27 protein-coding genes and 1 pseudogene are annotated in these 26,797 nt (G+C 73.0%); 14 read left to right on the top strand and 14 right to left on the bottom strand.

Translation table 11 applies throughout. The annotated features are described in order from the left end of the window. Positions 1 to 89: 89 nt before the first annotated feature. A complete protein-coding gene (locus tag ACIOGZ_RS30925; RefSeq protein ID WP_363630215.1) occupies positions 90 to 2,579 on the top strand; it encodes a Tex family protein in 2,490 nt (829 codons plus the stop codon). 143 nt (positions 2,580 to 2,722) lie between these two features. Here ACIOGZ_RS30925 and ACIOGZ_RS30930 read toward each other — a convergent pair whose 3' ends face one another. From ACIOGZ_RS30930 to ACIOGZ_RS30955, 6 genes are all read right to left on the bottom strand, one after another. Next, positions 2,723 to 3,145, bottom strand: coding sequence for an SHOCT domain-containing protein (locus tag ACIOGZ_RS30930; RefSeq protein ID WP_079135502.1), 423 nt, complete (start codon positions 3,143 to 3,145; stop codon positions 2,723 to 2,725). 111 nt (positions 3,146 to 3,256) lie between these two features. Next, on the bottom strand, positions 3,257 to 3,841 hold the full coding sequence (locus ACIOGZ_RS30935; protein ID WP_363584021.1) for an NUDIX hydrolase: 585 nt from the start codon (positions 3,839 to 3,841) through the stop codon (positions 3,257 to 3,259). Beyond that, positions 3,838 to 4,995, bottom strand: coding sequence for a type III polyketide synthase (locus ACIOGZ_RS30940; protein ID WP_363584019.1), 1,158 nt, complete (start codon positions 4,993 to 4,995; stop codon positions 3,838 to 3,840). The genes ACIOGZ_RS30935 and ACIOGZ_RS30940 overlap by 4 nt, the downstream gene beginning before the upstream one ends. Positions 4,996 to 5,121: 126 nt before the next feature. Beyond that, positions 5,122 to 6,327, bottom strand: a complete 1,206-nt coding sequence (locus tag ACIOGZ_RS30945; RefSeq protein WP_400988512.1) for a cytochrome P450 — start codon at positions 6,325 to 6,327, stop codon at positions 5,122 to 5,124. 168 nt (positions 6,328 to 6,495) lie between these two features. Beyond that, positions 6,496 to 7,230, bottom strand: coding sequence for a response regulator transcription factor (locus ACIOGZ_RS30950; RefSeq protein ID WP_363584015.1), 735 nt, complete (start codon positions 7,228 to 7,230; stop codon positions 6,496 to 6,498). Beyond that, positions 7,227 to 8,102, bottom strand: a complete 876-nt coding sequence (locus ACIOGZ_RS30955) for a histidine kinase (RefSeq protein ID WP_363619046.1) — start codon at positions 8,100 to 8,102, stop codon at positions 7,227 to 7,229. The genes ACIOGZ_RS30950 and ACIOGZ_RS30955 overlap by 4 nt, the downstream gene beginning before the upstream one ends. A gap of 138 nt (positions 8,103 to 8,240) precedes the next feature. On the opposite strand from ACIOGZ_RS30955, the gene ACIOGZ_RS30960 reads away from it, so the two are divergent. The 3 genes from ACIOGZ_RS30960 to hemC all read left to right on the top strand — a co-directional run bounded on the left by ACIOGZ_RS30960 (position 8,241) and on the right by hemC (position 12,355). Beyond that, positions 8,241 to 8,966 carry an ABC transporter ATP-binding protein gene (locus ACIOGZ_RS30960; RefSeq protein WP_400988514.1) on the top strand — a complete coding sequence of 242 codons (726 nt, stop codon included), beginning with the start codon at positions 8,241 to 8,243 and terminating at the stop codon, positions 8,964 to 8,966. Then, a complete protein-coding gene (locus ACIOGZ_RS30965; protein WP_400988516.1) occupies positions 8,963 to 11,272 on the top strand; it encodes an ABC transporter permease in 2,310 nt (769 codons plus the stop codon). The genes ACIOGZ_RS30960 and ACIOGZ_RS30965 overlap by 4 nt, the downstream gene beginning before the upstream one ends. A gap of 147 nt (positions 11,273 to 11,419) precedes the next feature. Next, positions 11,420 to 12,355, top strand: coding sequence for a hydroxymethylbilane synthase (hemC, locus tag ACIOGZ_RS30970; RefSeq protein ID WP_363584007.1), 936 nt, complete (start codon positions 11,420 to 11,422; stop codon positions 12,353 to 12,355). Positions 12,356 to 12,373: 18 nt separating this feature from the next. Here hemC and ACIOGZ_RS30975 read toward each other — a convergent pair whose 3' ends face one another. Continuing rightward, positions 12,374 to 13,309 carry an LLM class flavin-dependent oxidoreductase gene (locus tag ACIOGZ_RS30975; protein WP_363630211.1) on the bottom strand — a complete coding sequence of 312 codons (936 nt, stop codon included), beginning with the start codon at positions 13,307 to 13,309 and terminating at the stop codon, positions 12,374 to 12,376. A gap of 282 nt (positions 13,310 to 13,591) precedes the next feature. On the opposite strand from ACIOGZ_RS30975, the gene ACIOGZ_RS30980 reads away from it, so the two are divergent. Next, the gene (locus ACIOGZ_RS30980) at positions 13,592 to 14,398 is read left to right on the top strand and encodes a nucleotidyltransferase (protein ID WP_400988518.1); all 807 of its coding nucleotides are present in this window, start codon (positions 13,592 to 13,594) and stop codon (positions 14,396 to 14,398) included. Positions 14,399 to 14,416: 18 nt separating this feature from the next. Here the strand turns inward: ACIOGZ_RS30980 and ACIOGZ_RS30985 are convergent, their stop codons facing one another. Continuing rightward, positions 14,417 to 15,208 (bottom strand): aminoglycoside N(3)-acetyltransferase, encoded by a 792-nt coding sequence (locus ACIOGZ_RS30985; RefSeq protein WP_400988520.1) that lies wholly within the window; start codon positions 15,206 to 15,208, stop codon positions 14,417 to 14,419. Positions 15,209 to 15,364: 156 nt separating this feature from the next. On the opposite strand from ACIOGZ_RS30985, the gene ACIOGZ_RS30990 reads away from it, so the two are divergent. Next, positions 15,365 to 15,703: a hypothetical protein gene (locus ACIOGZ_RS30990; protein WP_400988522.1), complete on the top strand. Its 339-nt coding sequence runs from the start codon at positions 15,365 to 15,367 to the stop codon at positions 15,701 to 15,703. Positions 15,704 to 15,877: 174 nt separating this feature from the next. Here ACIOGZ_RS30990 and ACIOGZ_RS30995 read toward each other — a convergent pair whose 3' ends face one another. After that, positions 15,878 to 16,447, bottom strand: coding sequence for a helix-turn-helix domain-containing protein (locus ACIOGZ_RS30995; RefSeq protein ID WP_363583998.1), 570 nt, complete (start codon positions 16,445 to 16,447; stop codon positions 15,878 to 15,880). Between the two features lie 83 nt (positions 16,448 to 16,530). On the opposite strand from ACIOGZ_RS30995, the gene def reads away from it, so the two are divergent. The 3 genes from def (at position 16,531) to ACIOGZ_RS31010 (ending at position 20,023) form a co-directional block, all read left to right on the top strand. After that, on the top strand, positions 16,531 to 17,127 hold the full coding sequence (gene def / locus ACIOGZ_RS31000; RefSeq protein WP_400810738.1) for a peptide deformylase: 597 nt from the start codon (positions 16,531 to 16,533) through the stop codon (positions 17,125 to 17,127). A 144-nt stretch (positions 17,128 to 17,271) separates the two neighbouring features. Beyond that, positions 17,272 to 17,520: a hypothetical protein gene (locus ACIOGZ_RS31005; protein ID WP_363583994.1), complete on the top strand. Its 249-nt coding sequence runs from the start codon at positions 17,272 to 17,274 to the stop codon at positions 17,518 to 17,520. A gap of 28 nt (positions 17,521 to 17,548) precedes the next feature. Further along, entirely contained in the window at positions 17,549 to 20,023 is a 2,475-nt protein-coding gene (locus tag ACIOGZ_RS31010) for an SAM-dependent methyltransferase (RefSeq protein WP_400988524.1), read from the top strand. Here ACIOGZ_RS31010 and ACIOGZ_RS31015 read toward each other — a convergent pair. Further along, positions 20,020 to 20,823 (bottom strand): class I SAM-dependent methyltransferase, encoded by an 804-nt coding sequence (locus tag ACIOGZ_RS31015; protein WP_400988526.1) that lies wholly within the window; start codon positions 20,821 to 20,823, stop codon positions 20,020 to 20,022. The genes ACIOGZ_RS31010 and ACIOGZ_RS31015 overlap by 4 nt on opposite strands. A gap of 363 nt (positions 20,824 to 21,186) precedes the next feature. On the opposite strand from ACIOGZ_RS31015, the gene ACIOGZ_RS31020 reads away from it, so the two are divergent. Beyond that, positions 21,187 to 22,221: an alpha/beta hydrolase gene (locus tag ACIOGZ_RS31020; protein WP_363630202.1), complete on the top strand. Its 1,035-nt coding sequence runs from the start codon at positions 21,187 to 21,189 to the stop codon at positions 22,219 to 22,221. 151 nt (positions 22,222 to 22,372) lie between these two features. On the opposite strand, the gene ACIOGZ_RS31025 is transcribed toward ACIOGZ_RS31020, so the two are convergent. From ACIOGZ_RS31025 to ACIOGZ_RS31035, 3 genes are read right to left on the bottom strand one after another with little or no spacing between them, the layout of a single operon-like run. After that, positions 22,373 to 22,555 carry a DUF397 domain-containing protein gene (locus tag ACIOGZ_RS31025; protein ID WP_363583985.1) on the bottom strand — a complete coding sequence of 61 codons (183 nt, stop codon included), beginning with the start codon at positions 22,553 to 22,555 and terminating at the stop codon, positions 22,373 to 22,375. Positions 22,556 to 22,615: 60 nt separating this feature from the next. Beyond that, positions 22,616 to 22,804 carry a DUF397 domain-containing protein gene (locus ACIOGZ_RS31030; RefSeq protein ID WP_363583983.1) on the bottom strand — a complete coding sequence of 63 codons (189 nt, stop codon included), beginning with the start codon at positions 22,802 to 22,804 and terminating at the stop codon, positions 22,616 to 22,618. After that, entirely contained in the window at positions 22,801 to 23,688 is an 888-nt protein-coding gene (locus ACIOGZ_RS31035) for a Scr1 family TA system antitoxin-like transcriptional regulator (RefSeq protein WP_400334493.1), read from the bottom strand. Before ACIOGZ_RS31035 ends, ACIOGZ_RS31030 begins: the two co-directional genes overlap by 4 nt. A 113-nt stretch (positions 23,689 to 23,801) precedes the next feature. On the opposite strand from ACIOGZ_RS31035, the gene ACIOGZ_RS31040 reads away from it, so the two are divergent. Together ACIOGZ_RS31040 and ACIOGZ_RS31045 are read left to right on the top strand one after the other, a co-directional pair. Then, entirely contained in the window at positions 23,802 to 24,263 is a 462-nt protein-coding gene (locus ACIOGZ_RS31040; RefSeq protein WP_400988527.1) for an ATP-binding protein, read from the top strand. Next, positions 24,253 to 24,414, top strand: coding sequence for a hypothetical protein (locus tag ACIOGZ_RS31045; RefSeq protein WP_363583978.1), 162 nt, complete (start codon positions 24,253 to 24,255; stop codon positions 24,412 to 24,414). The genes ACIOGZ_RS31040 and ACIOGZ_RS31045 overlap by 11 nt, the downstream gene beginning before the upstream one ends. A 54-nt stretch (positions 24,415 to 24,468) precedes the next feature. Here the strand turns inward: ACIOGZ_RS31045 and ACIOGZ_RS31050 are convergent, their stop codons facing one another. Further along, positions 24,469 to 24,756 (bottom strand): hypothetical protein, encoded by a 288-nt coding sequence (locus ACIOGZ_RS31050; RefSeq protein ID WP_400988528.1) that lies wholly within the window; start codon positions 24,754 to 24,756, stop codon positions 24,469 to 24,471. A 261-nt stretch (positions 24,757 to 25,017) separates the two neighbouring features. Between ACIOGZ_RS31050 and ACIOGZ_RS31055 the strand changes: the two are divergent. Then, a pseudogene (locus ACIOGZ_RS31055) lies at positions 25,018 to 26,016 on the top strand (IS630 family transposase). Positions 26,017 to 26,061: 45 nt separating this feature from the next. Continuing rightward, positions 26,062 to 26,640, top strand: a complete 579-nt coding sequence (locus tag ACIOGZ_RS31060) for a maleylpyruvate isomerase N-terminal domain-containing protein (RefSeq protein ID WP_363583974.1) — start codon at positions 26,062 to 26,064, stop codon at positions 26,638 to 26,640. Positions 26,641 to 26,797: the final 157 nt, after the last annotated feature.

The following is a 26,797-nucleotide window of genomic DNA, read 5'->3' on the forward strand; positions in this document are numbered from 1 at the left end:
CGCCCCGGGCGCGGCCGGGAGCTGTCCCCGGTACCTGCCAGAATGCAGGGCGTACGGCGAAAGCACTGAAGGAGAAGGTGACCGGCTTCGTGACCACGCCAGTCGAACAGGTGGCCCGGCAGGCCCAGCAGGCGATCGAGCGCAAGATCGCCGAGGAACTGGGCGTTCGCGACGGGCAGGTGAAGTCCGCCGTCGAGCTGCTCGACGGCGGCGCGACCGTGCCCTTCGTGGCCCGCTACCGCAAGGAGGTCACCGGCTCCCTGGACGACGCCCAGCTGCGCACCCTGGAGGAGCGGCTGCGCTACCTGCGCGAGCTGGAGGAGCGCCGGGCGGCCGTCCTGGAGTCGATCGAGGCCCAGGGCAAGCTGGACGACGCGCTGCGCGCGCAGGTGCTGGCCGCCGATTCCAAGGCCCGGCTGGAGGACATCTACCTGCCGTTCAAGCCGAAGCGGCGCACCAAGGCGCAGATCGCCCGCGAGGCGGGCCTGGAGCCGCTCGCCGAGACGCTGCTCGCCGATCCCTCGCAGGATCCGGCGGCGCTGGCCGCCCGGTTCCTGAACGAGTCCGTCGCCGAGCCGGCCGCCGCGCTGGAGGGCGCCCGGGCGATCCTGGTGGAGCGCTTCGGCGAGGACGCCGACCTGGTCGGTTCGCTGCGCGAGCGGATGTGGACCAGGGGCCGGCTGGTGGCCACCGTGCGTGGCGGCAAGGAGCAGGACGGCGCCAAGTTCGCCGACTACTTCGACTTCGCCGAGCCGTACACCAAGCTCCCCTCGCACCGCATCCTGGCGATGCTGCGCGGTGAGAAGGAGGAGGTGCTGGACCTCGACCTCTCGCCGTACGACGGTGAGGAGGGCGATCTGCCCGGCGAGAACGACTACGAGCGGCGGATCGCCGCCCGCTTCGGCATCGCCGACCACGGCCGCCCGGCCGACAAGTGGCTGGGCGACACCGTCCGTTGGGCCTGGCGCACCCGCGTCCTGGTCCGGCTCGGCATCGACCTGCGGTCGCGGCTGCGGGCCGAGGCGGAGGAGGAGGCGGTGCGCGTCTTTGCCGCCAACCTGCGCGATCTGCTGCTGGCCGCGCCGGCCGGCACCCGCGCCACCATGGGCCTGGACCCGGGCTTCCGGACGGGGGTGAAGGTCGCGGTGGTGGACGCCACCGGCAAGGTCCTCGCGTACGACACGATCTACCCGCACCAGCCCGCCAACAAGTGGGACGCCGCGCTCGCCTCGCTGGCCGCGCTGGCGAAGAAGCACGACGTCGACCTGGTGGCGATCGGCAACGGCACCGCCTCCCGGGAGACGGACAAGCTCGCCGAGGACCTGCTCAAGCGCCACCCCGAGCTGAAGCTCACCAAGGCGATGGTCAGCGAGGCGGGCGCCTCGGTCTACTCGGCCTCCGCCTTCGCCTCGCAGGAGCTGCCGGAGCTGGACGTGTCGATCCGCGGCGCGGTCTCGATCGCCCGCCGCCTCCAGGACCCGCTGGCCGAACTGGTCAAGATCGACCCGAAGTCGATCGGGGTCGGCCAGTACCAGCACGACCTGAGCGAGGTGAAGCTCTCCCGCTCGCTGGACGCGGTGGTCGAGGACTGCGTCAACGCCGTGGGCGTGGACGTCAACACCGCCTCGGCGCCGCTGCTGACCCGGGTCTCCGGCATCACCGGCACGCTCGCCGACAACATCGTGGCCCACCGCGACGCCAACGGCCCGTTCCGCACCCGCCGGCAGCTCAAGGACGTCTCCCGGCTGGGCCCGAAGGCCTTCGAGCAGTGCGCGGGCTTCCTGCGCATCCCCGACGGCGACGACCCGCTGGACGCCTCCAGCGTGCACCCCGAGGCGTACCCGGTGGTGCGCCGGATCCTGGCGTCCACCGGCGGGGAGCTGAGCGGGCTGATCGGCAACGGCGAACGGCTGCGGGCCCTGCGACCGGGCGACTTCGCCGACGAGGTCTTCGGCATCCCGACCGTCACCGACATCCTCGGCGAGCTGGACAAGCCCGGCCGCGACCCGCGCCCGGCGTTCCGCACCGCGACCTTCAAGGAGGGCGTCGACAAGATCGGCGACCTGGAGGTCGGGATGGTGCTGGAGGGCGTGGTCACCAATGTGGCCGCGTTCGGCGCCTTCGTCGACGTGGGCGTCCACCAGGACGGGCTGGTGCACGTCTCGGCGCTGTCGAGGACCTTCGTCAAGGATCCGCGCGAGGTGGTCAAGCCGGGCGACATCGTGAAGGTCCGGGTCGTCTCGGTGGACGTGCCGCGCAAGCGCATCGGGCTGACCCTGCGGCTGGACGACGAGGTCGGTCGCGACCGGGGCGGCGACCGCGGTGACCGGGGCGAGCGCGGCGAGCGTGGTGGCGACCGTGGCCGGGGCGGCGAGCGCGGCGACCGGCAGGCCCGCCCGCCGCGCCAGGAGCGCCGGGGCGGCGGCCAGGACCGGCGCGGCCAGGGCGGCGGCTCCGGCGGTTCGGGCGGTTCGGGCGGCGGCGCGCCGCTGGCGAACAGCGCGATGGCGGACGCGCTGCGCCGGGCGGGCCTGACCGGCGGCGACGCCTCGGGTGACCGCCGCTCCGGGCGGCGCTGAGCGGTTGAGGCGCTGAGCGGCTGAGCGGCTGAGCGGTTGAGGTACTGAGGTGCTGAGCGGCTTATCGCCGCGGCCGGGGCCGGGGGACGTCTGCGCGTCCGCCGGCCCCGGCCGCCGTGCGGGTCGGGCTGGGCTGGGCCGGGTCAGGCCAGGAGCTTGTCCTTGGCCTTCTGGTACTCCTCCTCGGAGATGGCGCCCTTCTCCTTCAGGTCCGCCAGTCTCGCCAGGTCGTCGACGTGGCTGCCGCCGCCCCCGGGTGTGCCGGTTCCGGCCGCCTCCCGGATGTAGGCCTTGACGGCGGCCTCGCTCTGCCGGACCTGGGCGGCGTCCCGCTCGCTCATCGACTTCCCGCGGGCGATCACGTAGGCCAGTACACCGATCAGCGGCAGCACGATCACCAGGAGCAGCCAGCCGGCCTTGGCCCAGCCGCCCAGGTCGTGGCTGCGGAAGATGTCCGTGATGATCTTGAACAGCAGGAAGAACCAGAGGATCCAGAGGAACAGCTCCAGCATCGTCCAGAAGATGTTGAGCACCGGGTAGTCCACGGCCAGCATGTTGGTGTCCATGGCCGAGTCATATCATCGCAAAACGGACAATGCTCTCTGCTGTTCGGCCGTTCCGGTGGTCTTCCGGCCCGGCGGGAATATCTCGGAGCGGGGGCTCGGAGGGGCGGGGGATCAGCCCCGCCCGGCCCGCCGCCGCAGCTCCACGGCCAGCCCGATCAGCTCGCCCCACCAGGCGTCGTGCCCGGCCAGCAGCAGCCGCTGCGCCTCGTCCGCCGACACTGCCCGCACCTCGACCACCTGCTCGCCGTCCGCCGGGTTGGTCGGCGTCGAGTCCACCGCGACCTCCGCCCAGCCCCACAGCCACGCCTTCTCCGGGTGTGGCTGCCACGGCCGGTACGGCGTCGGGTCCTCGGTGCGGCAGCGGTGCGCGCCGAGCCAGTCCGGCTCGCCGAGCAGCCGGGCGCCGGCCTCCTCGCGCAGCTCGCGCGCCAGGCAGGTGGCGATGCTCTCGTCCTGCTCCCGGGTGCCGCCGGGCAGGAACCAGTGGTCCCGGTCGTCCCGGCAGAGGACCACCTTGTCGTCCGCGAAGCCCACCAGGTGGATGTTGGTCACCAGCTCGTCCGGCGGCAGCACGGTGGAGAACAGCGCGTCGTACCGGCCCCAGGTCCAGTACTGCGGGGCGTGCAACGCGGGGAAGAGGGTGGCGAGTTCGGCGGATCTGTCGTCGGTGTCCGCCTGGTGCGTGGTGTCAGTCATTCGGTGATCGTAGTGCCGGCCGGGAAACGCCGGGGGGCGCTCGGATGGACGAGTGTGATGTCCGAGGTGGAGATGGCCCGCGGCCGGCGGCGGGCGGCCTCGACCGGCTCGCCGACCCAACTCCCCAGCGAGATCTCGGCGGTGATGCCCGGCCCGAAACCGGCGATCAGGCCGGTGGTGCCGTCGGCCACGCCGCCGTCGGCGAACAGCCGGGCGAGCGCGTCGAAGACGACGGCGCTGGCGATGTTGCCGCGCTCGGTCAGCGTCGCGCGGCTGTACCGGAAGGTGGCCGGCTCCAGGTTGAGGAAGTGGCAGAGGTCGTCGAGGATGCGCGGGCCGCCGGCGTGCACGATGTAGAAGCCCAACCCGGAGACGTCCCAGCCGTGTTCGACGGCCAGGCCGCGCAGCGCCGGGGCGAGCATCTCCATGGTGCCGGGCACCCGCTTGTCCAGCTGGAAGTGGAAGCCGGTGTCCTTGACCCCGTAGGAGATCCAGTTCTCGGTGTCCGGGACGAGGTGCGAGCCGTTGCGCTCGACGTGCACGCCGGTGCCGCCGTGTCCGCGCATCACCACAGCGGCGACGGCGTCCCCGAACAGGCCGTTGGAGAGCAGCGAGCCGACGCCGAGGTCGGTCGGCTGGTAGCAGAGCGAGCAGAACTCGCAGGAGACGATCAGCACGTTGGCGCCCGGGTAGGCGCGGCAGAAGTCGTGCGCGCGGTTGACGGCGGCGCCGCCGGCCGCGCAGCCGAGCTGGGCGATCGGCATCTGGCGGGTGTCGGAGCGGAAGCCCAGGGCGTTGATCAGCCAGGCGGTCAGCGACGGCATCATGAAGCCGGTGCAGGACACGTAGATGATCAGGTCGATGTCCCGGGCGCCCAACTCGGCGTGCCCCAAAGCCCGTTCGACCACCTCGGGGACGCGGAGCTTGGCCTCCCGCTCGTAGACCGCGTTGCGGGCGGTGAAGCCCGGGTGGGTGAGGGTCTGCTCGATCGGCTGGACCAGGTGCCTGGTCCGCACCCCGGTGTTCTCGATCAGCCGCAGGGCGAGGCCGAGTTGCGGGTGGCCGGCGTGCAGGCTGCGGGCCAGGTCGAGGGTCTGGTCGAGGGTGATGACGTTCTCGGGTACGGCGACGGCAGGGCGGCAGAGTGTTGCCATGGTGCGGGTCTCCCCTGGGTGGCCTGGCCGGGCGGGCTGGCGAGCGGCCCGGGCAGGCGGCCTACGGATGCGTCGGACGGGCGCCGTGCGGTGCTCCGTGGCGGAGGCGGCGGCGCGGGGAGGAGGTCACCAGGCGAGCGGCAGGGTGCGGGGGTAGCGCCAGATCGACCCGGTGTGCCAGTCGAGTTCGGACGGCGGGACGGCGAGCCGCAGGCCGGGGAATCGCCGCAGCAGGGTGCCGATGGCGACCTGGAGCTCCATCCGGGCCAGGTGCGCGCCGAGGCAGTGGTGCTGGCCGTGGCCGAAGGCCATGTGGGTGGGGGCGCCGCGGTCGAGGTCGAGTTCGTCGGGGCGCTCGTACATCGCCGGGTCGCGGTTGGCGGTGAGGTAGGAGACGTGGACGGCCTCGCCGGCCCGGATCAGCGCGCCGCCCAGCTCGACGTCCTCGGTGGCGACCCGGGCGATGCCGACGCCCTGGCGGAACGGGATGAAGCGCAGCAGCTCCTCCAGCCCGCGCGGCAGCAGTTCGGGCTGGGCGCGCAGCTTGGCGAGCTGTTCGGGGTGGGTGAGCAGGGTGTAGGTGATGTTGCTGAGCTGGTAGGTGCTGGTGTCGTGGCCGGTGACCAGCAGGACCATCGCCATGACGGCCAGCTCCTGGTCGTCCAGCAGTTCGTCGCCGTCGCGGGCGGTGGCGAGGGAGCTGATCAGGTCCTCGCCGGGGTGGGCGCGGCGGGCGGCGGTCAGCTCGGTGAAGTAGCCGCGCAGCGCGGCCTTGGCGGCTTCCTGGCCGGCCCGGCTGCCGGGGCCCATCGTCATCATGGCGACGGCGTGGCCGCGCAGTTCGGCGCGGTCCTGCTCGGGGATGTCCAGCAGCTCGCAGATGGTGGTGAGCGGGAGCCGGCTGGAGAGGAAGTGCACCAGGTCGGCGGGGGAGCCGTGTTCGGCCATCTCGTCGAGGTAGCCGTCGACGATCCGCTGGGTGGCCGGGCGCATCCGCTCGACCTGGCGGTTGGTGAAGCCCTGGGCGACGAGGCGGCGCAGCCGGTTGTGGGCCGGCGGGTCCATCAGGTTGATCGCCTCGGCCTGGGCGATCGGGGCGGGCGTCATCCGGGGCAGGTCGCGCCCGATGCCGGCGGCGCGGCTGAACCGCCGGTCGGTGGTGACGATCCGGACGTCCTCGTAGCGGGTGGCCAGCCAGGCCTCGCCCTCGCCGTGCGGCAGTCGGATCCTGGCGATCGGGGCCTCGGTGAGCAGCCGCTTGAGGAGCGGGTCGAACTCCAGGCCGTCGGTGTGGTTGAAGGGGCAGTCCCACACGGGGGCGGAGGTAGTCACGGGCCTGTCCAAATGTCTTGGAAATGCCGCCCGAACGGTCATTTCTCGTTCGGGCGCGGACAGAGAGATGTTCCCCCATGAACTGGCAAAAATGTGAATCAGACCGGGAGTTAGCTCTAACGAGTTAGATAGCTGATTGTCATGCGAATCAAAGGAGTTGACTGAGCATCAATTGGAACCTCCCCCCGGCGAGACCAACCCGGTCTCGTACGCGAGGACGACCGCCTGGGCCCGGTCGCGCAGGTCGAGCTTGGCGAAGATCCGGGCGACGTGCGTCTTCACCGTCGACTCGCTGAGCGTCAGTTCGGCCGCCAACTCGGTGTTGGACAGCCCGCGTCCGAGCAGCGCCAGCACCTCCGCCTCGCGCGGGGTGAGCGGGGCGAGGTTTCGGTGCAGCGGCGGGCCGTCGGTGCCGGGGGCGGGACGCGGGGCGCCGGCCGCGAAGCGTTCGACCAGCCGCCGGGTGATCGAGGGGGCGAGCAGGGCGTCCCCGGTGTCCACCAGGCGCACGGCGGCGGCGAGATGGGCGGAGGTGACGTCCTTCAGCAGGAAGCCGCTGGCCCCGGCGGCGAGGGCGGCGTAGACGTAGTGGTCGAGGTCGAAGGTGGTCAGCATGATCACCCGGCAGCCGGGCGCCCGGGCGAGGATCCGGCGGGCGGCCTCCAGGCCGTCCATGCCGGGCATCCGGATGTCCAGCAGCGCGACGTCCGGCCGGTGCGCGACGGCGGCCGCCACCGCCTCGGCGCCGTCGGCGGCCTCGGCGACCACGTCGATGCCGCGCGCGGTGAGGATCATCCGGAAGCCGGTGCGGACGAGCTCCTGGTCGTCGGCGATCACCACCCGGGGGCGGCGCTCCCGCTCCGGCTGCTGCTCCGGCCCCCGCTCCGCCTCGGCCCCGGTCACGGCCGGTCCAGCGGGATGCGGGCGCGGACCCGGTAGCCGCCGCCGAGCCGGCGCCGGGCGTCGAGGTCGCCGCCGTACACGGCGACGCGCTCGCGCAGGCCGAGCAGCCCGCGCCCGGCGCCGTCGGCCGGCCGGGCGGGCTGCGCGGGCGCGGCATCGGCGGGCCGCGCGGGCGCGGCGTGGGCGCCCGCCAGCACGCTCGGCCCGCTGTTGAGCACTTCCACCCGCAGGTAGTGGTCCGCGTAGCGCACCGTCACCTCGGCCGTCACCCCGTCCCCGTGTTTGAGCGCGTTGGTCAGTGCCTCCTGGATGATCCGGTACGCCGTCACGTCGACGCCGCCGGGCAGCGGTCTCGGCTCGCCCGAGATCCGCACCTCCACCGGCAGCCCGGCGAAGGCGAACCGGTCGATCAGCGGCCCGAGGCGGCTCAGGCTGGGCTGCGGCGCGAAACCGTCCGCCTCCTCCCCGGTGCCGTCGGCGGCCGGGGCGAGCAGTCCGAGCAGGTGCCGCAGCTCGGTCATCGCGTCGCGCCCGGCGGCCTCGACGGCTCCCATCGCCGCCGCCGCCTCCCCGGGCATGGTGGCGATCACCTCGCGCGCGGCCCCGGCCTGGACCACCATCAGACTCACGTTGTGGCTGACGATGTCGTGCAACTCGGCCGCGATGCGCGCCCGTTCGGCTTCCACGGCGGTACGGGCGGCGCTCTCCCGCTCCCGTTCCAGCAGCCAGCCGCGCTCGCCGATGGCCGCCCGGTGCAGCCGCCGCGCCCGGGCGAGCGCGACGCCCAGCCAGCCGGCCGCCGCGACCGCCGTACCCGCCACCGCCGCACTCGCCACCGCTACGGCGGCCCAGTTCGTCCCCGTTCCCCACACGCCGCCAGTTTCCCAGTCCAGGCCATGATCGACATCATCCGGGGGTGCCGCCCACGTACATCCCGGGTACTACGGCCGCCCCGGCTACACCCCGGGTGGGACGCCGGGCCCGGGGGCCCGCGCCTACCGTCGTCCACCATGAGCAACGACCACGACGGGACCACCCCGCCGGACGACGCGCAGGCCGTCGTCGAGCTGACCGGGGTCCACAAGGAGTTCGGCGACGCCAAGGCGCTCGACGGCGTCGACCTGCGGATCCGGGCGGGCGAGGCGGTCGCCGTGATGGGCCCCTCCGGGTGCGGCAAGTCCACCCTGCTGAACATGGTCGCCGGGCTGGACCGGCCGACCTCCGGCACCGTCCGGGTGCACGGCCAGGACCTCGGGCGGCTGAACGAGACCGGGCTGGCCCTGTTCCGCCGCCGCCACATCGGCATGATCTTCCAGTTCTTCAACCTGATCGACGACCTGCCCGCCCTCGACAACGTCGCCCTGGCCGCCCAGCTGACCGGCACCGCGGCCCGCCAGGCGCGCCGCCGCGCCCTGGAACTGCTGGACGAACTCGGCGTCGCGCACCGCAAGGACACCTACCCGGCCGCACTCAGCGGCGGCGAGCGCCAGCGGGTCGCGGTGGCCCGGGCCCTGATGAACCGCCCGGCGCTGCTGCTCGCGGACGAGCCGACCGGCGCACTGGACAGCCGCTCCGGCGAGCAGGTGATGGACCTGCTGATCGACCTCAACCAGATCGGCCAGACCCTGCTGATCGTCACCCACGACCCCGACCTGGCCACCCGCTGCGCCAGCCGCCTGGTCGAGGTCGCGGACGGCAAGGTGGCGCGCGAGCGGGCCCTGGAGGCGTCCGCATGACCGGCGCCGTGTGGCGGGCGTCCCGGGCGGCCGTGAAGCGCCGCCGGGTGCAGACCTTCGTGATCGGCCTGGTCGTCTTCTGCTCCACCACGACCGTGCTGCTCGCCCTCGCGGTGATCAGCGCCGCCCGGGCGCCCTTCGACGACGCCTTCGCTGCCGAGCGCGGCGCCCACGTCGTCGCGGCCTTCGACCCGGCCAGGGCCTCGGCGGAGCAACTGGCCGCCACCGCCCACCGGCCGGGCGTGGAGGCCGCCGCCGGGCCGTTCGACCAGGCCGTGGTGGAGATCCCCACCGACTGGGTCGGTCGCCCGCCGGGCCCGCTGACCCTGGTCGGCCGGGCCGATCCGGCCGGGCCGGTGGACCGGGTGCGGCTGCTCGGCGGCCGCTGGGCCACGGCGCCCGGCGAGGTGGTCATCCAGCAACCGGGCGGCGGCACCGCGACGACGTTCCTCGGCACCTCGCTCACCACCGCCACCGGGCTGAAGCTCACCATCGTCGGCTTCGCCGGCAGCATGAGCCAGTCCGCCGGCGGCTGGGTCGTCCCCGAGCAGGCGGCCGCCCTGCACCCCACTGGCCGCCAGATGCTCTACCGCTTCGCCGACGCGGACACCGAGCAGCAGCTGACCGCCTCCCTCGGCGCGGCCACCGAGGGCCTGCCCGAGGACGCGCTCGCCAGCGCGCAGTCGTACCTGGTGCTCAAGCAGGCCTTCTCCGCCGGCGCCGACGCCTACCTCCCGCTGATGACGGTCTTCGGCGTGCTCGGCCTGGTCGTCGCCGCGCTGATCGTCGGCAACGTGGTGAGCGGCGCGGTGGTCTCCGGCTACCGGCACATCGGCGTGCTGAAGTCGATCGGCTTCACCCCGCGCCAGGTGGTCACGGTCTACCTGACCATGGTCTCGGTGCCCGCGGTCGTCGGCACGGTCCTCGGGACGGCGGCCGGCTGGGCGGGGGCATACCCGATCCTCAAGACCGCCTTCAGCGGCATCTCGACCGGCACTGCCGTGATCGAGCCGGCCGGCTGGCTGCCCGCCGCCACCCTGGTCGGCGTCCCGCTGCTGGTCGTCGTCGCCGCGTTCGTCCCGGCCTCGCGCGCCCACCGGCTCTCCGCCGCCCAGGCGATCTCGGCCGGCAGCGCGCCGCGCACCGGGCGCGGGCTGAAGGTCCAGCGCCGGCTGAGCGGCACCCGGCTGCCGCGCGCCGTCAGCCTCGGCCTCGGCCAGCCCTTCGCCCGCCCGGGCCGGACGGCGCTGACCATGGCGGCGATCGTGCTCGGCGTGGTCACCGTGACGGTCACCACCGGCCTGAGCAGCACCCTGGCCAGGAGCATGGCCCCGGCCGACGACAAGACCCACGTCAACGTGCAGACCGGCCACTTCCAGAGCAACCCGACCGAGCCGCGGCTGACCCCGGCCCAGACCGAGGCGATGCTGCGCGCCACCCCCGGAGCCGCGCAGGTCGTCACCCGGGGGCTGGTCCGGGTGGGCGTGGTCGGCCACACCCAGCCCGTCTTCATGGACTTCTACGGCGGCGACGACATCGCGGCCACCAGGTGGCTGCGGGTGGTCAAGGGCCGCCCGGCGACCGGGCCGGACGAGGTCCAGGCCGGGCCGGCCTTCCTCGACCAGCGCGGGCTCAAGCTCGGCGACCGGATCACCCTGACCCTGGAGGGCCGACAGCTGGCCGTCACCATCGTCGGCGAGGAGATCCAGGGCAACGCGAACGCGATCACCTCCAACGACGCCACCCGGGCCGAGCTCACCCCCGACCCGCACACGGTCGAGTACGACGTGCGGCTCGCCGACGGCGCCGACACCGCGGCCTACCGGAAGGCGGTCACGGACGCCGACCCGAGCCTGGCGCCCTCGGTGGTCACCGCGAGTTCGGTGGGGCCCGTCGTCGCGATCCAGACCTTCAGCACGGTCTTCACCGTCCTGTTGTCGGTGGTCGCCTCGCTCGGCGTCTTCAACACCCTGCTGCTCACCATCCGCGAGCGCCGCCGGGACATCGGCATGCTGAAGTCCATCGGCATGACGCCCCGCCAGGTCGTCGCGATGACGGTCACCTCGGTGGCCTGGCAGGGCGCGCTCAGCGGCGTCATCGGCATCCCGGTCGGGATCGTGGTGCACCGGCTGATCGCCGAGAACGTCCGGATCCTGGCCTTCCCGGAGCACATGATCGACGTCTGGGGCGCCCCGTTGCTCGCCGGGCTCGCACTGGCGGGCGTCGCGATCGCCGTCCTCGGCGCCCTCGTCCCGGCCCGCTCGGCGGCCCGGCTGCCGATCGCCGAGGTGCTGCACAACGAGTGAGCGGGGGCGGCGCGCGGTCGGCCCGCGGGCAGCGCACGGCCGGCCGGGCGGTTCGTCGCCCGGCCGTCCGGGTGCCGTCCGGCGGGCCTTCGGCCGCATGGCTGACGCCGGGTCAAGGACCGGCGGTCGAGCGCCTATCATCGCGCCATGGCCACCGCTGAGCTGATCCGCATCGTCTCCCGCTCCTCGCCCATGGCGCTCGCCCAGGTCGAGCGGGTCCGCGCCGAACTCGCCGCCCTGTACCCGGGCCTGCGCACCGAGGTGGTGCCGGTCACCACCTCCGGCGACCGCTGGATGGGCGACCTCGCCCGGCTCGGCGGCAAGGGCGCGTTCACCAAGGAGGTCGACGCCGCGCTGCTCGCCGGGGAGGCCGACGTCGCCGTGCACTGCCTCAAGGACGTGCCCGCCGACCGCCCGCTGCCCGCCGGCACCGTCTTCGCCGCCTACCTGCGCCGCGACGACATCCGCGACGCCCTCGTCCACCCCGGCGGCCTGACCCTCGCCGAACTGCCGCCCGGCACCCGGATCGGCACCTCCTCCGTTCGCCGGGTCGCCCAACTCGCCGCCTCCCACCCGCACCTGGTGTGCGTGCCGATCCGCGGCAACGCCAACAGCCGGCTGGCCAAGCTGGCCGCCGGGGAGGCCGACGCGCTGCTGCTCGCCGTCTCCGGGCTGGAGCGGATCGGCGAGCAGGCGCGGATCACCGAGATCCTGGACCTCGACGCGATGTGCCCGCCGATCGGCGCCGGCATCCTCGTCCTGCAGTGCCGCGAGGACGACGTCGTCACCGTCGACGCGGTCGCCGCGCTCGGCCACCGCGACACCTGGCGCGAGGCGGCGGCCGAGCGGATGTTCCTGCACGTCCTCCAGGGCCACTGCAACAGCCCGATCGCCGGCTACGCCAAGGCCGAACCGGACGGCCGGCTGTCGATGCGCGGCCGGGTCTTCAGCCCGGACGGCAAGCAGGTGTTGGACGCCCACGAGTGGGCCGGCGCGCTCAGCCCCGAGGACCTCGGCACCTCCACGGCGCTGGCACTCAAGCGGCAGGGCGCACAGGAGCTGATCGCGGGCATCCCGCACTGATCTCCGGCTCTGCGACCGCTACCGGAACAGCAGTTCGGCGAAGCGGTCCACCTGGTCCACCTCGGGGGACCAGCAGTACAGCATCACCTCGTCCGCGCCGATGGCCGTGAAGCCGGCCACGGCGGTCCGGATCGCCTCCGGCGTGGTGAGCAGGCCCTCCTCCATCCGGTCGGCACGGCCGCTGGACTCGTAGTACGCACGGATGTTGCGCCGGGCCTGCTCGACCGTCTCCGCCGAGCCGAGGACGGCGTTCGCCTGGGCGACCAGCCGGGGCCGGCCGTCGCGGCCGTGCCGCTGCCAGGACTTCTCGACGTCCTGGAACAGCCCGGCCATCGCCTCCGGCGGCACCCCCGCGCCGAGGAAGCCGTCCCCGAACCGGCCGACCCGGTCCAGCGCGGCCGGGGCGAAGCCGCCGAACAGCACCTCGGGGCCGCCCGGCGTCACCGGCGCGGGCCCGACCGGGCCGACCCCGTCGCCGAACGACTCACCGGCCCAGAGGCGGCGCAGCACCGCCATCCGCTCGTCCAGGAGCCGGCCCCGGCGGCGCGGGTCGATGCCGGCGGCCAGGAAGTCGTCCTCCCGGCCGCCGACGCCGAGGCCGAGCGTGAACCGCCCGCCGGAGAGCAGGTCCAGGGTGGCGGTCTGCTTGGCGAGCAGCGCGGGGACGTGGTGCGGCGCGAGCAGCACCTCGGTCTGCAGGCGGACGCGGGACGTGGCGCCGGCCAGGGCGGCCAGCGTCACCAGCGGCTCGGGGTTGTCGAACACCACCCGGTCCGCCAGGCCCAGCGTGCTGAACGGGCCGGCGTCGGCCCGCCGGGCCCACTCGAACAGCAGGACGGGGTCCTGGAGGGGCAGACCGAGGCCGATCTTGACGGCCTGCGGGGCGGCCTGCGGGGCGGCTTGCGGGGCGGGCTGCGAGGTGGGCTGCGAGGTGGTCTGAGGGTCGGGCTGCATGGGGATCATCCTCCGGAGGGCAGGCCGCATACGGGCGCCGCCCCTCCGCGGGCCCGCGCGCGGTGCGCGGCCCTGCTCCCCGTCCTGCGGCTCGTCGTTCCGGGGAGCGTGCTCGTCGGAGTGCGGCGACGGTGGCGCGAGGTGTTCCCTGGGTCCAACGCCGTTCCCCTCGCGTCCGTGCCTGGAATGATGCCCGGTAATCGCCGGAGAGTTGACGATTGGCCATGCCCGGCGTCCGAAATCGGCTCGCCCGGGGGGCGCGGGAACCGGCAGAGTACCCCCATGACGAGCGCGGGACTGGACGACGACGGCTTCATCGCACGGGAGGGCTCATTGGGCCGGGTGCCCCGGGCGTTCGCACCCGTGGTCGTCGCCGCCCGCACGCTGATCGCCGAGGTCTTCGACCGACCCCGGCTGCACAGTGCCTACCTCTACGGCAGCATCCCGCGCGGCACCGCGATCCCCGAGGTCTCCGATCTCGATCTCCTGCTCGCCCTGAGGCAGGAGCCCTCCGCCGCCGACCGGGCTGATGCCGGTGCGCTCGAAGCCCGGCTCGATGCCTCCTTCCCGCAGGTCAACGGTGTCGGAATCCTCCTGTTCAGCGCCGACACGCTGCTGAGCGAGCTCGAACGTCACGATCTGGGCTGGTTCGTGGCCTGCCTGTGCACCCCTTTGCTCGGTGACGACCTCGCCGCCGGACTGCCCCGCTACCGCCCCACCTCCACGCTCGCCCGCGAGACCAACGGTGATCTCGCCCTTGCCCTCCCGCGCTGGCGCGAGCGGGCGGGCTCGGCCGGTACGCCCGCCGAGCGCCGGGCGCTCAGCCGCGCTGTCGCCCGCCGGATCGTGCGGACGGGCTTCACCCTGGTGATGCCGCGGTGGGGTGGTTGGACCAGCGATCTCACCGAGTCCGCCGGGGCGTTCGCCCGTTACTACCCGGAGCGCGCCGAGCAGATGCGTCTGGCGGCGACCGTGGCCCGTACGCCGACGGCGGACCCGACCGTCCTCAAGGTGCTCACCGAGGACCTCGGGCCGTGGCTGGCGGCCGAGTACATCGCCGTCCACGGGGAGAAGACGCCCCGGACCTGAAATCGGACACGTCCTGTCCTACGCCCGGTGCTCGGGCAGCCAGTGCTGCGCGTAGGCGACGGCGTCGCGGAGGCGGAAGAGGCGGGTGGTGGCGGCGCCGACCGTGGCGTGGCGGACGGCCTTCGGGCGGTCGGCCTCGAAGGCGGTGCCGAGTTCGGCGAAGTCGTCGGCGCAGATGGCCCGGTCGCGGACGGTGAGCCGTTGGCGGCCCTCGGGGGTGAGGGCGGCGAAGGAGATGTCCTCGCTCGGGCCCGGGACGCGGTATTCGGCGAGGTGGAAGCAGGTGCAGGAGCCGAAGTCGACGCCCAGCAGCAGGACCTGGGCGTCGCGGTCCTCCAGCCGGGCGAGCGGGCTGGACTCGCCGAGCAGGCAGTCGAGGGCGTGTCCGTCGGTGGTCTCGGCCGCGCCCGGGCCGAGGGCGGCGAAGGAGGTCTGCGGGTGGGCGCTGCGCCGGGCGCCGGGCCAGGTCCGGACGGTCTCGGGGATGGCGCCCATTCCCAGGGTGGGGCTCACCTGCGGGTCGTACGCGGGCCAGGACGCCCGGATGTCGGGCCACCAGGCCTCCGGCACCGGCGGGTTGGACCAGCCGGCGGGGTCGGAGTTGTCCCCGGTGTGGGTGGGGACGACGAGGGTGCCGGTCGGTTCGAGGGCGTCGAGCAGGGCCTGGACGACGGTGACCGGCCCGCCGGAGACCCAGCCGAGGGAGCGCAGCGAGGAGTGCACGAGCAGCGTGCCGCCGGGTTCGACCCCGGCGGCACGCAGCTCGGCGGCGAGGGACTGGCGGGTGCAGAGGGGGCCGTTGACGCGCATCGGGCCAGCTTGCAGGCCGGTGGGGCCGGTGCGCCAGCGGGTTTTTCCCTCGCCCGGACGCCGCCCGGGTGCCGCCCGGACGCCGCCCGGACGCCGCCCGGTGTCGCCCGGGCGCCGCCTCTGACGCACTGCCAAATTGGTCTCGACCATTTGGTCTTGACCATTGCTTTGGGTTCGGGAGTGGAGGAGGATCACCGCGAAGCGCCGGGCGGCGGACTCCGGCGCTCCTCTTGGAGGGAAGAAGGCACCGGCATGGCAATGCGCAAAGCGGTTTCCACCATGGCCCTTGCTGGACTGCTGGCCGCGGGCGGGCTGATGGCCGCCCCGGCTGCTCAGGCATCCACGAGCGTGACGACCGGATACGTCTATGTCGGCATGTACCCGAGCGGCGCCGCGTGCGACGCCGCGGGCCGGGCCTACGTGGCCCGGGGCGAGGCGGTCAGCTACTTCTGTGATGTCGCCCCGAACACGGCCCGCCTCTCCATCTGGGCCTGAGCCGGGTAGGCGCGCGGGAGCGGCAGGCCGCCGGCCGGGCGGCCTGGCCTTGAAATCCCCGTGATAGTCGACGGTCGCGGAGCAGGAAGTCGGTCCGGCCGACTTCCTGCTCCGTCTGTAGGTGGCCCTGCTCGTCGGTGCTCGTCAGCGCTTGTGAGCGCTCGTCAGTGCTCGTCAGTGCTCGTCCGGGAGGAGCGGGAAGAGGCGGGCCACGGCGGCGACCGGGCGGGCACCGTCAGGGCGGCCGGCCGGGTCGGCCTCGCGGTCGCGGTAGCGGGCCAGCACCTGGCGGACGGCCTCGCCGACGGCGGCCAGTTCGGCGGGGGTCAGGTAGAGGACGGTGCTGAACGCCTCGTCCTGCCGCCAGTCGGCCGGGGCCGTGTCGCGGCGGGCGAGCCAACGCTGGTAGCTCTCGTCCTCCAGGCCGCGCGCGAGGTCCCCGAACTCGTCGGCCGCGGCGGGCTGGTGGGGCTGGTGGGACTGCTGCGGGAGCCGCCAGGGGCGGGCGCGGCCGTCGGTGGCGGGAGCCTCCTCGATGAGGCCGTGGCGGGCCAGCTGCCGGAGGTGGAAGGAGCACAGGCCGGAGCTGTACCCGGTGGCGGCGGCGGCCTCGGTGGAGGTGAGGGCGGCCTTCTCGGCGAGGAGGCCGAGGAGCGCGGTGCGTACGGGGTGCTGGGGGAGGGCGCCGGTGGCGGGCGCGGTGAGGTCTTCGGTGTCTTCGGCGCCTCTGGCATCTTCGGTCACTTTGCAAAGTCTGCTACTTTGCAAAGTCGATGACAAGCCGTCATCCTCGCCGTCGTGTCGACGGTGTCGACGAGGGAGCGCTGATGTCCGAACCGCGTGAACGCCCGACCGTCCTGCGGATCACCGAGGTGGGGGAGGACATCCTCCGCCGCACCTGCCGCCCGGCGACCGGGGAGGACTACGGCAGCGAACGGCTGGCCCGCCTCATCGAGGACATGTTCGCCACCATGCAGGTCGCCGACGGCTGCGGGCTCGCGGCCAACCAGGTGGACGTGGACCTCAGCCTCTTCGTCTACGACTGCCGCGACGACCAGGGCGTCCGGCACGTCGGCCACGTGCTCAACCCGGTCGTCGAGCCCCGCGAGCCCGGCCGCCGGCTGATCGAGGACACCGAAGGCTGCCTCTCCGTCCCCGGCGCCGGCACCGAACTCGCCCGCCCGGCCGAGGTGGTGGTGCACGGCTTCGACCAGTACGGCGCCGCCGTCACCATCGAGGGGACCGGCTACTTCGCCCGCTGCCTCCAGCACGAGACCGACCACCTGAACGGGCAGCTGTACATCGACCGGCTGTCCGGCCGGGACCGTAAGCGCGTCCTGCGCCAGACCGCCGACCGCCGGGAGGACGTCTTCGCTCAGCGGGCCCAGCGCGCGGCCCGGGTGGCCCGGTCGTCGGCCCGCTGACCGCTGACCGCGCCCGACCAGGGCCTCGGCCGGCTGGCGCACCGGAGGCGCCCGTGAGGGCTGTCGGCGCGAACTGGTGTTCAGTAGCATGAAGTCGCCAACGCCCGTGGCTCCGAGGGGACGAGTGACTGTCGAGTGCCTACCGTGACCGCAAGCAGCCTGGCCTTCGACGTCGTCGACATCGACGTGGACGCCGATCTCACGCTGGGCCCCGACACCGCCGAGGACCGGCCCTTCCGCCAGGTCGGCCGGACGGACTTCGACCTGGACAGCCCGATCCTGACGGAGCCCGCGCCGCAGATCACCCAGATGGACTTCGAGGTGGACGCCCCGGGCCTGATGGATCCCCCGCCGCAGGTCGTCCAGATGGACTTCGCCGTCGATATCGCCTGACGCCGCCGACACCGACTGACGCCGCCCGATGGACCCGAACCGCCCGTACGGCCGCCCCTTCGACCGCTTTCCGACCCGCCGCGAGCACGAGGACCGCTGGGCGGAGCTGGCCCGGGCCATCGCCGCCGCCCCCGGGCCGGACCGCCCCGGGCTGGACGGTGGGCACGCCGAACCAGCCACGCCCAAGGGCGAGTTGACCGTCCTCGGCTCCGGCATCGAGGCGGCCGGGTTCACCCGCGCCGACGAGCGGCTGCTGCGCGAGGCGGACCACGTCTTCCACTGCGTCGCCGACCCGGTGACGGTGGTGCGGATCAAGGCCTGGCGGCCCGACTCCTACGACCTCGGCGTCCTCTACGACGACGCCAAGGACCGCTATCTGACGTACGTGCAGATGTCCGAGGCGATCCTGCACTTCGTCCGGGCCGGGCGGCGGGTGGCGGCGGTCTTCTACGGCCACCCGGGCGTGTTCGTCCTCTCCAGCCACCGCGCCGTCCGGATCGCCCGCCGCGAGGGCCACGCGGCCGTGATGCGGCCGGGGATCAGCGCGCTGGACGTCCTGTGCGCCGACCTCGGCGTGGACCCGAGCAGCCCCGGAATGCAGACCTTCGAGGCCTCGGACCTGCTGATCCGCGGCCGGCGGATCGACCCGGGCCTGCACCTGGTGCTCTGGCAGGTCGGGCTGGTCGGCGAACTCGGCTACCAGCGGACCGGGTTCTTCAACCACCGGCTGCCCGTCCTGGTCGACCGGCTGGAGGAGGTCTACGGCCCGGACCACGCCGTGGTCAACTACATCGGCGCCCGCTACCGGGGCACCGCCCCCGTCACCGACCGGCACACCGTCGCCGGGCTCCGGGACCGGGCCGTGCAGCGGACCGTCACCAGCGCCTCCACCTGGTACCTCCCGCCGGCCGTCGCCGCCCCGGCCGATCCGCGGATGCTCGAACGGCTGGGCCTGATCCGGCCCGGCCAGACCGTGCGGCCGCCCACCGGCCCGGTCCGGACGGTCGACGACTACGGGCCGCGCGAACTCGCCGCCCTCGACGGCTTCACGGACTTCCACGTCCCCGGCGGCTACCACTGGCAGGAGGACACGCCCGCCGCCCGCTTCGTCCTCGCCCTGGGGGAGGACGGCGCCCTGCGCGAACGCTTCGTCCGGGAGCCCGAGGCAGCGGTGGCGTCCTGGGCGCCGCCGGATCTCGCCGACGCCGAACGCGCCCTGCTGGCCCGCCGCGAGGACGCGGCCATGCAGGCCGCCGCCAAGGGCCGCTACCGGCGGCCGACCCCGGAGGCGGCGCGGCGGCTGCGCGCCCTGCTCACCCGCAAGTCGGAGGCGCGCGCGCTGCTCCGGTCGGTGCGCGACGGCGGGCCCGGGGGTGGTCTTGGAGGCGATGGGAGCAACATTCGGCGGGACCTGGACACCGTCCTCGCCGAGGCCCTGTACCCGTGGACGGGCCTCTACGGCACGCCGGACGGCGACCTCGACGTCTACGTCCTGGGCCGCGCCACCGACCCGCCCCGCCACCGGATCCACGTCAACGGCCAGCGGATCACCGCCCCGCGTCACGACCACGGCGTGCTGCGCTGGCGGGTCGAGGACGGCAACGACTGCGGCGGCGAACTGCGCACCGAGGTCGGCCGGGACGGGCGGCGCCGGCTGGTCGGCGCGGTGTGGCCCGCCGGGCGGGTGGCGTCGGCGGAGTTCTCGGTGCAGCTCGCCGAGTACGTCCTGCCGGACGTGCCTCCGCTCGCCGACCTGGTCGGCGACTATCGGGCGGCGGACGAGGCCGGGCGCGAACTGGTCGTCTCCGTCGGTCCGGGCGGGAACGGCCCGGCGCTGCGGGTCCGCGTCACGGTCGACGGCGTGCCCACGACGGTCGCCGTCGTGGTCGGCCCGGCGGGCTTCGAGGTGGACGGCGTCGCCGTCCCCTACGCCCGGGCCGTGGCGGCACCGGCCGTGCCGCCGTATCTGTACGGCTGCTACCGGGTGCGGCTGCCGGGTGGCCGCGGCGCGCAGCTGCGGGTGGCCGAGGACGGCGTCGCCCTCGACGAACAGCCGATCCGCCACGCGGAGTTCACCGGCAAGCGCCTCACCTGGCGCGACGGCCCCGCACCGCTGCCGTCCGCCGAACTGACCCTGCTGCTCGACCCGATCACCCTGCACCCGATGCTCACCGGCACCGGCCGCGCTCCTGGCGGCCCGATCCTCACCGACACCGGCACCGACACCGGCACCGACACCGGCACCGACACCGGCACCGGCACCGGCCGCGCGCTCGACGGCCTACCGCTGCCGGTGGTCGGCATGGTGCCGGTCGTCGCCGGGGAGGCCGAACGCCTGGCCGCCCGACCGCAGTTCGGCCTCCCGGCCGGGCCGTGGGCACACCTGACGGCGCTGGCCGCCGAGGCGAGCCACGGCGGCGGCCTGTTCTGGTGGCACGGCTGGGAACAGTCCGCCACCGCCCTGCACACGGTGCGGCGCGCGCTCTGGGAGGCGGGTCTCTAAGCTCGCGGATCCGGGGCGGGAGTCAGCCGCCGGACGCGCAGCACGGCGGTCAGCATCGGGAGGGCGAACTCGCCGTGGGCGGTCTCCGGCCTGTCCGCGAGGAACGCGCGGATCCGGCCGAGCCTGGCCTCCCGCTCCTGTTCGGGCATGACGAGCATGCCCGCGCGGGTCGCGCGGGTCGCGACGAGGGAGTCGGCGGTGCGGAGCTGCCCGTGCGGGAACTCCTCCTGTTCCGGCGAGCCGAACCGGGCGGCCGCGCCGGTCTTCGGAAGGTGCATGCCGGTCGTCTCGGCGCGCCACCCGGCGGGCGTGTCACGCGGGCCGATGGCCTCGCCCCCGCTGATCTGCGCGAGCCCGTCGACCCAGGCGACCTGGTCGTCCAGCACGTTCCACAGGCCGGCCAGGACGCCACCGGGGGCGAGGACCCGGGCGATCTCGGGCCCTGCGGCGGCCATGTCGAACCAGTGCATGGCGTTGCCGGCGACCACGGCGTCGACGGAAGCGTCCGGCAGCGGAATCGCCTCCGCGCTCCCCGAAAGGGCACGGACCTCCGGCAGCGAACGGCGCAACTCGGCCAGCATCGCCGGGTCGGGCTCGACCGCGATGACCTCGGCACCCAGCGCGGCCAGCACGCCGGTCAGCTTGCCGGTTCCGGCGCCGAGGTCGAGCACGCGCGGGCCGGGAGCGGGTTCGAGCGCCCAACGCGCCGCGTCCTGCGCGTAGTCCGGGCGGTGCTCGGCGTACGCGATCGCCGTCGCGCCGAACGACGAGGCGTGGAGTGAGCGTTGACCTCGATCCATGCGGTCACGCTAGCCGCGCCGCCGCCGGCCGGCCACCTCCTTCACCCCGGGCTGCCACCGCCCACGCATCGGCGATCGGATCGACGTCGACAATTCGAGCCCGTCGACGCCGTCATGATGGCCCGTAGGGAATGTCGACGCCGAAATCGGGGACTTGTCGGGGGGCCACCCGGATGCCGCACCCCCGCGCGAGTGGAAAGAATCGCCGCCATGAAGACAATCCGGCGGGCAACCAGATACGCGGTCAGCTGTGCCACCGCCATGGCGATCATCCCCCTGAGCGTGTCGGCCCCAGCTGTCGCGGCACCCGCCGCGACACCGCTGACGGCGTCCAGTGCGCCGACGGCCCGGACGACGAGTGCGTTGTCGTTGCCGAGGCCGACCGGGTCGTACGCGGTCGGTCGTGACACCCTGCACCTCGTCGACGATCGGCGCGCCGATCCGTGGGCACCGCAGTCGGGACCGCGACAGTTGATGGTCGACCTCTACTACCCTGCCCGCACCAACAGCGGCACGCCTGCCGCGTACATGAGCACCGCCGAAGCGTCGGCGCTGATCACCTATGCCGGTCTGTCGGGGGCCCTCGAACCGGCCCGCCTCGCCGACACCCGTACCTGGGCCCGGGCCGACGCGGCACCGGCGCGGGGCCGCTACCCGCTCGTCGTGCTGTCCCCCGGTTTCACGGTGCCCCGCTACACCCTCACCGCGCTGGCCGAGGAACTGAGCAGCCGGGGATTCGTGGTGGCGACCGTCGACCACGCCCACGAATCGGCGGCCACCCGCTTTCCGGACGGCATCCTGCCCTGTACGGCGTGCGACGAGTACAACTCCGGCGCCGCCACCCAGGAACAGATCGCCGCAGGCCGCGCCCGGGACGTGTCCTTCCTGCTCACCGAGCTCACCGGTCCGCGCCCGGTGTGGCGGTACTCCACGCTCATCGATCCGGCGAGGATCGGCATGGCCGGACACTCCGTCGGCGGCGATGCGACCCTGGCCGCCATGGGCGCGGACCGACGCGTGCTGGCCGGTGTCGACCTCGACGGCGCCATCACCCCACCGGTTCCCGCGACCGGCATCGACGGCCGCCCGGTCCTGCTGATCGCGGCCGCGGACCCGAGCGGCCCGGACATCGTGCCGTCCTGGAAGAGCAGTTGGCCGAACCTGGACGGATGGAAGCGCTGGCTCACCGTCGCCGGCGCCGACCACTACACCTTCACCGACCTGGACTACCTGGTCAACGAGAGCGGCGTGCTGCCCATCCCGAACGCCCCCCGGTCGATCGCGATCACCACCAGCTATGTCGGCGCCTTCTTCGAACGCCAACTCAGGGGAACCTGCGAGCCGTTGCTCAACGGCCCCAGCCGGGACTTCCCCGAGGTGACCTTCACCAGCCCCTGACCGGCACGGACGGCAGAAAGGGCCCCGGCGCCACGGAGGCGGCCCGCCCGCATCGAGGCGACGGTCATGCCGGATGCCCGCCGCTCGTCACCGTCCGCTGCGTGAAGGACTTCGGCCTCCAGACCCGGATGGAGACGGCAGCCTCGGGCCTTCAGGTGGCGGCGGTCGGGGCGAAGTCGACGAAGGCTTGCCAGGCGGCGGGGGAGAAGGTGAGCTGGGGGCCGTCCTTGTCCTTGGAGTCACGGACGTGGACGGCGGCGGTCGTCTCGGCGATCTCGACGCAGGCGGCGTCTTCGTTGCTGCTGTGGCTGCTCTTGAACCATGCGAGTTCCATGCTTTCTGACGGTACGCCGACGGCCCACCGCTGCCTAGCGGTGGGCCGTCGGGACAGTGCTCAGACCTCGGCGGTCGCGGCGAACGCCACGAACGCCTGCCACGTGGCCGGCTCGAACGCCAGCTGGGGGCCGCTCTTGTCCTTCGAGTCACGCACGTGGACGACACCGGGGGTCTCTGCCACCTCGACGCAAGCGCCACCCTCGTTGCCGCTGTAGCTGCTCTTGAACCATGCCAGCTCGGTGCTCATCGTTCTCCCAGGATCTTCTCGATCAAGGCCAGGGACTCCTCGGGACCAAGGGCCTGCGCCCTGAGGATGTTGTAGCGCGCGTTCATGATCCGGACTTCCTCCGGGTCGGCGATCAGCCTACTGCTCGTCTGTACCTCGATGTAGGCGTGCTGAGGCCGACCCTTTGGTGCGATCAGAATGAACGGCCCGCCCATTCCGGCGTGCTCAGCTCTGTCCAGGGGCAGCACCTGGATGACCATGCCGCGGGTCCGCCCGACCTCCAGGAGCCGGCGGAGCTGGGCTGCATGCACGTCCCACCCTCCCAGGGGTCTGCGTAGTACGCTCTCGTCGATCACCCAGCTGAACATCCCCCGGGGCCACCGGGTCAGTACCTCCTGGCGCGCCATTCGCGCGGCGACCCGCATCTCGATCACCTCCTCTGACAAGGGGGGCTGCCTCATTGCGTAGACAGCTCGGGCGTGCTCCTCGGTCTGGAGCAACCCGGGGATGTCGAGCGTGGCGAAGTCATGGGACTCGATTGAGTCGACCTCCAGGGTTGCGTACCCACGGAACCAGGCCGGGTGTCGCAGCCGCGCCTTGGCCCGCGCCCGCATCACGTCGTCCTTCGTGATGGCCAACAGGCCGCCGGCGTTGAGGACTTTGTCCGCCGCCACCAGGAACTCCGGCTGCGGGGTGCGCTTTCCGCGCTCCACCGCGCCGATCAGGTGCTCCCCGTAGCCGACGCGTTCGCCGAGTTCCTTCTGCGTCATCCCGGCCCGCTCCCGGAGCAGCTTGATCTGCTTCCCGATGGCGCGGAAGAAGTCCGACACCTCTCCCAGGTCCTCCGGCAGTTCCGTACGAACGTCGTCGCTTGACTCGATGTTCCGCGCTGCACCCACCGCGATCACCCCGCTTGTGATTCGGTCACACGAACAAAAGCTGTCCGCAGCTGGACAAGCACTCTCCGTACCCCCCAGATGCATGGTCAGCGTACGTCCGCACCGTCACGATTTTTTCCATGACGACCGACATCCCCCTCGACAGTCCCCGCCGCCACACCATCACCCTCGCCGCCACCCCCAAGGGCGCCGCGATCTGCCGGCGCATCGCCAGGCGTCAACTGACCACCTGGGGGGTGAACTTGTCCCACACAGAGCCGTACTACTCGGCTCTCCTGATCGTCGCGGAGCTCGCCGCCAACGCGACGACCCACGGCCGCGTTCCGGGGCGCGGCTTCGAGCTTCACCTCTGCCTCACCACCACCGTGCGCCGGGGCACCACCCTGCGCATCGAGATCTCGGACTGCCGGGGCGACCGCTTCCCCGCCCTGCCCGCCGTCCTCGCCCCCAACTCCCAGTCAGGGCGCGGCCTCACCCGCATCGACGCCCTCGCCGACCGCTGGGGCACCATCCCCCGCCACCCCAACGCCAAGACCGTCTGGGCCGAACTCGATCTCCCCGTCGCCCTCGATGCGTCCTGACGTGACCTGGGGCGCCGCGACCGCCTACACCCTCCTCCCGTTCGCCCTCCTGCTCGCCCTCCTCGCCTGGATCTACCCCCTCACCGCCGGTCACCCGACCGTCCACCACCCCCACCCGATTCCGACCCCAACCCCAGCCCCCGTCCGCTGAATACGGCATGGGAAGTCGGCCCCACCGACTTCCCGCGCCGAACCGACCCCGGACTCACTTCCCGGGCAGCCGCACCTGGCGTGAGTACACCGGCGGAGTGCCGTCCGTGACGGCGGGCTCCGCGTAGCACTCAAGGAGCAGATCGCCGTGCAGGTCTTCGAGTTCGTACGGCGCCTCCTCCAGCAAGGCATCGGCCCACACCGCAAGGGGCGCCCTCGCCAGTGCGGCGTTCGGGACGGGGATGAGCGGTCCCCGGTCCATCGCCTCCCACGCCGCCGTGCCGTCCGCACGGAACAGCAGCCGCCACCAGTACGGCTGCAAGTACGGCTTCTTCCGCTGCAACGAGACCAGCTCCCGGTGTCCTTGAGACGAGGCGGTCGTACCCCGACATCCGTGAAATGACGGCCCCCGGGGCCGAATGGTTGCCCTGGCGCAGCCCGTGCAGCGGGAATGGCCCCGCCTCTCTCCGGAGACCTCGCGTGGTCGACGGTCGACCTCCCGTCGAGTCGGGACCTGTTGCGACAGTGGATCCGTGAAGCGGAACGCCGCGCCGACCGGGGAGGTCGTGCGCGGCGTTCGGCGAACGAGGGGGAGAGCCGGGGTCTGCTGCGAAGTGTTGGTCACGGCCTCCTCGCCGTGGCGGCTGACGAGGACACGGTGCGTGACGTCGTTCACCGCTTCAACGAGATCGGCTTGGCCTGTCTGGACCCTCAGTGGGCGGGAGGCCGTCCCCGCCAACTCAGTCTTGACGACGAGAACTTCGTCGTCAAGACGGCCACCACCCGCCCGACCAAGCTCGCCCAGCCCTTCACCCGCTGGTCCATCCGCAAGCTCGCCGCCTACCTCCGCAGGGTTCACGGCCGGGTGATCCGCATCGGCCGCGAGGCCCTGCGCCGCCTGCTCGCCCGACGCGGCGTCACCTTCCAACGAACCAAGACCTGGAAGGAGTCCACCGACCCCGACCGCGACGCCAAACTCGATCGGATCGAGCACGTCCTGGAGCACTTCCCCGACCGCGTTCTCGCGTTCAACGAGTTCGGGCCGCTCGGCATCCGCCCCACCGGCGGATCCTGCTGGGCCAAGCAGGGCCGACCGGACCGGGTCCCGGCGACCTACCACCGCACCCACGGCGTGACCTACTTCCACGGCTGCTACTCCGTCGGCGACGACACCCTCTGAGGCGTCAACCGCCGCCGCAAGGGCACCGCCAACAGCCTGGCCGCGCTCAGGTCGATCCGCGCCGCCCGCCCCGACGGCGCCCCGATCTACGTGATCATGGACAACCTCTCCGCCCACAAGGGCGCCAAGATCCGCCAATGGGCCCGGAAGAACAAGGTGGAGCTGTGCTTCACCCCGACCAGCGCCTCCTGGGCCAACCCCATCGAGGCGCACTTCGGACCGCTGCGGCAGTTCACCCTCGCCAACTCCAACCACCCCAACCACACCGCCCAGACCCGTGAACTGCACCGATACCTCCGTTGGCGCAACGCCAACGCCCGCCACCCCGACGTCCTGGCCGCCCAACGCCGTGAACGCGCCCGCATCCGCAGCGAGAAGGGACTCCGCTGGGGCGGACGCCCCCTCGCAAGCGCGGCAGCATGACCCTGGACGGATGAACCCTCCTGACCGCAGCCATAGCATCGCCTGATGCGCTACATCGACAACCGAGACGTCAACGAGGCCGTGACCGAGATGGTGCGGGTACTCGGCCCGCACGACGCGGAGGACTGGTCGGTACCAGCAGGTCCGCTGGAATGGAGCTGCTGGACGACGGCCGCCCACATCGCCCATGACCTGCTGGCCTACGCCGGGCAGATCGCCGCACGCCCTACGGACGCCTACCTGCCCTTCGATCTCTCCGTCCGCTCGGACAGCTCCCCGCGCGAGGTGCTCCAGGTGGTCACCGCCTGCGCAGGGCTACTCGGCAGTGCACTGGCCACCGCCAGCCCGGAGGTCCGGGCCTGGCACTGGGGTCCCTGCGACCCGTCAGGTTTCGCGGCAATGGGTGTCGCCGAGGTTCTCCTGCACACCCACGACATCACGCAGGGGCTGGGCGTGCCGTGGCTGCCCCCGGCGCCGCTCTGTGCGGCAGTGCTCCACCGGCTCTTCCCTGATGCCCCACCCGGTGACCCGGCTCATGTCCTCCTCTGGTGCACCGGCCGGGGCGACCTGGACGGCCATCCCCGCCGCAACTCATGGACATGGCAGGCGGCGGTGGCCGAGTGATCAGACCTACCGCGGGCAGACGGAGGGACGCCCCAAACGCGGCGAACCATCCCGGTCGCAGCACTAGTGTGATGCGCCACAAATCATGAGGGTAAGTTGATACCCTTTTATGGTGTCGCATCCTGGGCCTTCTGCCGTGGTGATCTCGCTGTCTGAG

The sequence above is a fragment of the Kitasatospora sp. NPDC088160 genome, from assembly GCF_044741445.1.
Taxonomy (GTDB): Bacteria; Actinomycetota; Actinomycetes; order Streptomycetales; family Streptomycetaceae; genus Kitasatospora.

Bases quoted from the DNA above. Each gene is read 5' to 3' on its own strand.
- ACIOGZ_RS30930 (WP_079135502.1), bottom strand. From the start codon at position 3,145: ATGGACACCAACATGCTGGCCGTGGACTACCCGGTGCTCAACATCTTC.
- ACIOGZ_RS30935 (WP_363584021.1), bottom strand. From the start codon at position 3,841: ATGACTGACACCACGCACCAGGCGGACACCGACGACAGATCCGCCGAA.
- ACIOGZ_RS30940 (WP_363584019.1), bottom strand. From the start codon at position 4,995: ATGGCAACACTCTGCCGCCCTGCCGTCGCCGTACCCGAGAACGTCATC.
- ACIOGZ_RS30960 (WP_400988514.1), top strand. From the start codon at position 8,241: ATGAGCAACGACCACGACGGGACCACCCCGCCGGACGACGCGCAGGCC.
- ACIOGZ_RS30965 (WP_400988516.1), top strand. From the start codon at position 8,963: ATGACCGGCGCCGTGTGGCGGGCGTCCCGGGCGGCCGTGAAGCGCCGC.
- hemC (WP_363584007.1), top strand. From the start codon at position 11,420: ATGGCCACCGCTGAGCTGATCCGCATCGTCTCCCGCTCCTCGCCCATG.
- ACIOGZ_RS30975 (WP_363630211.1), bottom strand. From the start codon at position 13,309: ATGCAGCCCGACCCTCAGACCACCTCGCAGCCCACCTCGCAGCCCGCC.
- ACIOGZ_RS30980 (WP_400988518.1), top strand. From the start codon at position 13,592: ATGACGAGCGCGGGACTGGACGACGACGGCTTCATCGCACGGGAGGGC.
- ACIOGZ_RS30985 (WP_400988520.1), bottom strand. From the start codon at position 15,208: ATGCGCGTCAACGGCCCCCTCTGCACCCGCCAGTCCCTCGCCGCCGAG.
- def (WP_400810738.1), top strand. From the start codon at position 16,531: ATGTCCGAACCGCGTGAACGCCCGACCGTCCTGCGGATCACCGAGGTG.
- ACIOGZ_RS31010 (WP_400988524.1), top strand. From the start codon at position 17,549: ATGGACCCGAACCGCCCGTACGGCCGCCCCTTCGACCGCTTTCCGACC.
- ACIOGZ_RS31015 (WP_400988526.1), bottom strand. From the start codon at position 20,823: ATGGATCGAGGTCAACGCTCACTCCACGCCTCGTCGTTCGGCGCGACG.
- ACIOGZ_RS31025 (WP_363583985.1), bottom strand. From the start codon at position 22,555: ATGGAACTCGCATGGTTCAAGAGCAGCCACAGCAGCAACGAAGACGCC.
- ACIOGZ_RS31030 (WP_363583983.1), bottom strand. From the start codon at position 22,804: ATGAGCACCGAGCTGGCATGGTTCAAGAGCAGCTACAGCGGCAACGAG.
- ACIOGZ_RS31040 (WP_400988527.1), top strand. From the start codon at position 23,802: ATGACGACCGACATCCCCCTCGACAGTCCCCGCCGCCACACCATCACC.
- ACIOGZ_RS31045 (WP_363583978.1), top strand. From the start codon at position 24,253: ATGCGTCCTGACGTGACCTGGGGCGCCGCGACCGCCTACACCCTCCTC.
- ACIOGZ_RS31060 (WP_363583974.1), top strand. From the start codon at position 26,062: ATGCGCTACATCGACAACCGAGACGTCAACGAGGCCGTGACCGAGATG.